Genomic DNA, 4,827 nt, shown 5'->3' on the forward strand with positions numbered 1-4,827 from the left:
TGAGCGCGTGGTCTACGGCCAGCCGAACGCCATCGAGGCCCTGACCTCGGCGATCAAGCTGGCCCGGGCCGGGCTGCGCGACCCGGACAAGCCGATCGGCTCGTACCTGTTCGCGGGACCGACCGGCGTCGGCAAGACCGAGGCCGCCAAGCAGCTTGCCGCGTCGCTGGGCGTCGAGATGCTGCGCTTCGACATGTCGGAATACATGGAGCGCCACACGGTGAGCCGCCTGATCGGCGCGCCCCCCGGCTACGTGGGCTTCGACCAGGGCGGCCTGCTCACCGACGGGATCGACCAGCACCCGCACTGCGTGCTCCTCCTCGACGAGATCGAGAAGGCCCACCCGGACCTGTTCAACATCCTGTTGCAGGTCATGGACCACGGGAAGCTCACCGACCACAACGGCAAGCAGGTCGATTTCCGCAACGTCATCATCATCATGACGTCGAATGCGGGTGCCTCGGATCTGGCGAAGGCGGCCTACGGCTTCACCCAGTCGAAGCGTTCCGGCGACGACGTGGAGGCGATCAACCGGCTGTTCGCGCCGGAATTCCGCAACCGCCTCGACGCGATCATCTCGTTCGGCCACCTGCCGAAGGAGGTGGTGGCCAAGGTGGTCGACAAGTTCGTCCTCCAGCTCGAGGCGCAGCTCGCCGACCGCAACGTCACGATCGAGCTCTCGGACGAGGCCCGCGACTGGCTGGTGGAGCATGGCTACGACGACGCGATGGGCGCCCGCCCGATGGCCCGGCTGATCCAGTCGACCATCAAGACGCCCCTCGCCGACGAGGTTCTGTTCGGCAGGCTGAAGGATGGCGGTGCGGTCCGCGTGGTCGTGCGCAAGCCGGAGGATGTCGAGGCCAAGTCGGGCGCCAAGGACAGCCTGGGCTTCGATTTCCCGGCCGGCCCCGTCACGCCCAAGCCCGAGAAGGACGTGACCAACGCCGCCAAGCGCCACAAGCGGGCCAAGCCCCGCGCCGCGGCGCGCAAGAAGACGCCGAAGGACAACAAGGGCGGCGGCGGCAGCTCGGGCGGCGGCGTCCGGACCGTGCCGAAGGTGCCACTCGTGCGCGCCTAATGGTGTGCATGCCGGCTGGCGGCCTTCCGGACTAGGGGCCGCCGGTCTATGACCGCCGCGACGCGAAAGCGCCGCGGCGAGGAGGCGCCCGATGACAGACAACCTGCACGAGGGACCCCTGTCCCCCGTCGCGCAGCCGGCGCCCCCCAAGAAGCTGACCCGGCGCGAGGAGCGGCGGCGGCGTCGTCAGCGGCGTCGGCGCGGCGAGGAGGTGCTTGCCTGGGTGCTCGTGCCGCTGATCTGCGTAGGCATCTACCTGGGCATCAGCGCCGGTTTCGACTTCTTCGGCACATCGCCCGGCCAGGTCTGGGACCAGCTGATGCAGGTCAAGGCCATGATGGAGAAGCGCTCGGGCAGCCCGGGCGCGCGCGGCTAGCGCACCGCTTTCGGTCCGCGCGCCGTGGACTGGAGCCTGGATGACTCCGAGCGGGTGCGCCATGAGACCGACCCGACGCACAGTCCTCACCTCCGCCCTCGTAGCGGCCCCGGCACTGCGCGCCTGGGCCCGCACCGGCCCGGTGGTCATCGTCGGTGCCGGGGCGGCGGGGCTGGCGGCGGCATCGGCGCTGCGGAGCGCCGGACGTAGCTTCATCCTGGTCGAGGCACGGGACCGGATCGGCGGGCGCGCCTTCACCGACACGGCGCTCGGTGCGGCGTATCCGTTCGATGCCGGCGCCGAGTATATCCACTGGGCCGAGCGCAATCCCTGGGCGCCCATCGCCCGGGCCGCCAAGGCCCGCTTCGCCGGCGAGGAAGGCTGGGCGCGCAAGCTCGTGATCGACGGTCGCCCCGCCACCGAAGCCGAGATGGCGAACCGGCGTGCCGGCTTCTCGGGGCTCGACGCGCTCCTCGTTCCGAAGGCGACCGACATCTCGTTGGCGGAAGCGGCCGGAATCGGCGGCCCGATGGCCGTGCAGGCCGCCGCCGGTCTCAGCCGGCTCTCGCTCGGCGAGGATCCCGAGCGCGTCTCGGCCGTGGATTACGACCGGCTCTGGTCCGGCACAGACCTCTGGGTCGACGGCTACGGCGCCCTGGTGGCGCACCATTTCGCCGACCTGCCGGTGCGGCTCGGCTGCCCGGTTCACGCGATCGACTGGTCCGGACAGGACGTCCGCATCGAGACGGGGTGTGGCACCCTCACCGCAGCCGCGGTGATCGTGACGGTGCCTGTGGGCGTGCTGAAGGCCGGTCGCGTGGCCTTCACCCCAGCCCTGCCGGCCAGCACGCAGGCGGCTCTCGATGGATTGCGCATGGGCGCCTACACAAAGATCGGCTTGCGCCTCGACCCGGCGAAGCTCGATCCGGCGACCGTGGGTGATGCGGTGTCGCTGGCAAAGGGCGGACCGACGATCTACTTCGAGATGAAGCCGTTCGGCCGGTCCCTGACGGTGGCCAATCTCGGGGGCGATCTCGCCCGCGACCTGTGCCGCGCTGGCGAGGCGGCGGCCGTGGCGCTGGCCACAGAGCGCTTGGTCGCGATCCTCGGCGCGGACGCCCGGGACGCGGTCGTGGCGGGGCGGCTCGCCGGCTGGTGGACGGATCCGTACGCCCTCGGATCGTACGCGATCGTCGCCCCCGGCCACGCGGAGGCCCGGGACCGCCTGCGTGACCCGGTGGGGGGACGCGTGTTCTTCGCCGGAGAGGCGCTGGCCGGCGGCGGGGCCATGACGGTGGGCGGGGCCACGCTGGACGGCGCGCGCGCCGCCCGCGACGTTCTGAAGGCGCTGTCGACCTGAGAGGGCGCGCGCGCCGTCTCTGCCCTGGAGGCCGGACGGGACCGCCCGGCCTCAGCCCGTCGCGGCGCGGCTCGAAAGCGGCACGACCGGTGCCGCGCGTGAGGACCGTCGCCGGATCGCCGCCACAGCGAGGGGTTCGGCGCGCCCCCGCAGGGCATGGGCACCGAGATCGTCCGCAATCAGGTCGTCGGGCAGTTCTCCGATCCGGTCGAGGAGATCGGCGGAAACCAGCACGTGCACCCCGAGGGTCTTCGACAGGGCCTCGAGCCGCGCGGTCGTGTTCACGACGTCGCCGAAATACGCGATCTTGTGCCGCTCCAGCCCGATCTCGGCGGTGACCACCGGGCCGCAATGCAGGGCGGCGCGGAATTGCGGGACTTGGCCGAAGCGGCTGCGCCAGCTTGCGGCCTCCGCGGCCAGACGCGCCTCGAAGTCGAAGACGCAGCGCAGGCAGGCCGCATCGCGCAACCCCCGGTCCAGCGGCCAGGTCACCAGCGCCAGATCGCCGATGTAATCGTCGATGGAGCCGCGGGCGCGCGACACCGGCAGCGCCAGGGCGTTGAACACTTGGCCGAGATAGGCCTGGGCCTCCCGGTCGCCGTAGCGATCGGCGAAGTGCGTCGAGCCCGTCACGTCGAGGAACAGGAAGATGCGCTCCTCGCTGATCGGCCGGTGATAGCGCCCGATCAGCAGGTTGGCGAACACGCCGGGACCGATCAGGTCGCGGACGCGGAACACGAACACCACGAGGGCCGAGATGCCGAGCGCGTAGAGGAGGCCCGTATCGGTCATCAGCATCGCGTTCCGCGCGCTGTACATGAAGCGGAACAGCTTGTTCAGAACGGTGCTGGCGACCGCATTCCCGATCACGATCAGCCCGATATAGAGGGCCACCGTGGCGATCAGGAACAGCGGCGTCGCGAGGGCGCGGATGCGGTCGCGCAGGCGCGGGGCCAGCAGCCTGCGCTCGTAGAGCAGGATCGGCGTGCCGATGATCGCGCCGCGGATCGCCGCGCCGGTCAGGGGACCGACGTCGAAGAGCGTCCCGTAGAGCAGTCCCGCGAGCGCCCCCAATCCAGGCGCCACCAGAAGGAACCAGGGCGGCCCGATACGCATGGGGCGGCCCCGGCCTTGTCCTCAGTCCAGCCGGAGGGCGTGGACCGAGAAGAGCTGGTCCTGATCCGTCCAGACCTTCAGCCATGTCCAGCCGGCCCGCTCGGTGAGGGCGCGGAACGTGGCCACTGTGTACTTGTAGCTGCTTTCCGTGTGGATCGTCTCGCCTGCCGCAAAGGCGAAGGTGTCGCTGCCGACCCGCACGGCCTGCGCGTCACGGGCCACGAGGTGCATCTCGATCCGCGAGGCGTTGGGGTTGAACACCGCCCGGTGGCTGAACGCGTCCGGCTCGAAGCGGCCCGCGAGTTCCCGGTTGATCCGCGTCAGGAGGTTGAGGTTGAAGGCCGCCGTGACGCCCTGGGCGTCGTCGTAGGCATTCTCCAGAACCGCGGCATCCTTCACGAGGTCGACGCCGACGATCATGTGGGCGCCCGGGCCGAGGATCCGTCCGAAGCGGTGCAGCAAACCCTCGGCCTCGTGCGGATCGAAATTGCCGATGGTCGAGCCCGGGAAGAAGCCGGCCCGCGGGAGGCCGTCGAGACTGTCCGGCAGGTTGAAGTCCTGGGTGAAGTCAGCGACCACCGGTTCGACCCGCAGATGCGGAAAGTCGTCCCGGAGCCCCTCGGCCTGCGCCCGCAGGAACTCGCCCGAGACGTCCACGGGCACATAGGCCGCGAGCGTGTCGAGATGGCCGAGCAGGCGACGGAGCTTGACGGTCGAGCCGCTGCCGAACTCGACCAGCGCCGCATGCGCGGGCAGCAGCGTCGCCATCTCCGGGCCGCTGGCCTCCAGGATGCCGATCTCCGTACGGGTCGGATAATATTCCGGAAGCTGGGTGATCTCTTCGAACAGAGCGGATCCGGCCGCGTCGTAGAAATATTCGGCGAGAGCGCCTCTGGG

Annotated in this window: 5 protein-coding genes; 3 read left to right on the forward strand and 2 right to left on the reverse strand. The window is 70.4% G+C overall.

The window, feature by feature from the left end; genetic code table 11:
* From I53_RS11600 to I53_RS11610, 3 genes are all read left to right on the forward strand, one after another.
* Positions 1-1,078, forward strand: a 1,078-nt coding sequence (locus I53_RS11600) for an AAA family ATPase (protein ID WP_043350745.1), incomplete at its 5' end; no start/stop codon positions are given.
* 91 nt (positions 1,079-1,169) lie between these two features.
* Entirely contained in the window at positions 1,170-1,454 is a 285-nt protein-coding gene (locus I53_RS11605; RefSeq protein ID WP_043350748.1) for a hypothetical protein, read from the forward strand.
* Between the two features lie 61 nt (positions 1,455-1,515).
* Positions 1,516-2,814, forward strand: a complete 1,299-nt coding sequence (locus I53_RS11610; RefSeq protein WP_043350751.1) for an FAD-dependent oxidoreductase — start codon at positions 1,516-1,518, stop codon at positions 2,812-2,814.
* 51 nt (positions 2,815-2,865) lie between these two features.
* Here I53_RS11610 and I53_RS11615 read toward each other — a convergent pair whose 3' ends face one another.
* Together I53_RS11615 and egtD are read right to left on the reverse strand one after the other, a co-directional pair.
* Positions 2,866-3,930, reverse strand: coding sequence for an adenylate/guanylate cyclase domain-containing protein (locus tag I53_RS11615; RefSeq protein ID WP_043350754.1), 1,065 nt, complete (start codon positions 3,928-3,930; stop codon positions 2,866-2,868).
* Positions 3,931-3,951: 21 nt separating this feature from the next.
* On the reverse strand, positions 3,952-4,827 hold an 876-nt coding region (egtD, locus tag I53_RS11620), incomplete at its 5' end, for an L-histidine N(alpha)-methyltransferase (protein ID WP_043350757.1).

Origin of the sequence: Methylobacterium sp. B1 (assembly GCF_000333255.1) — a bacterium.
GTDB classification, from domain to species: domain Bacteria; phylum Pseudomonadota; class Alphaproteobacteria; order Rhizobiales; family Beijerinckiaceae; genus Methylobacterium; species Methylobacterium fujisawaense.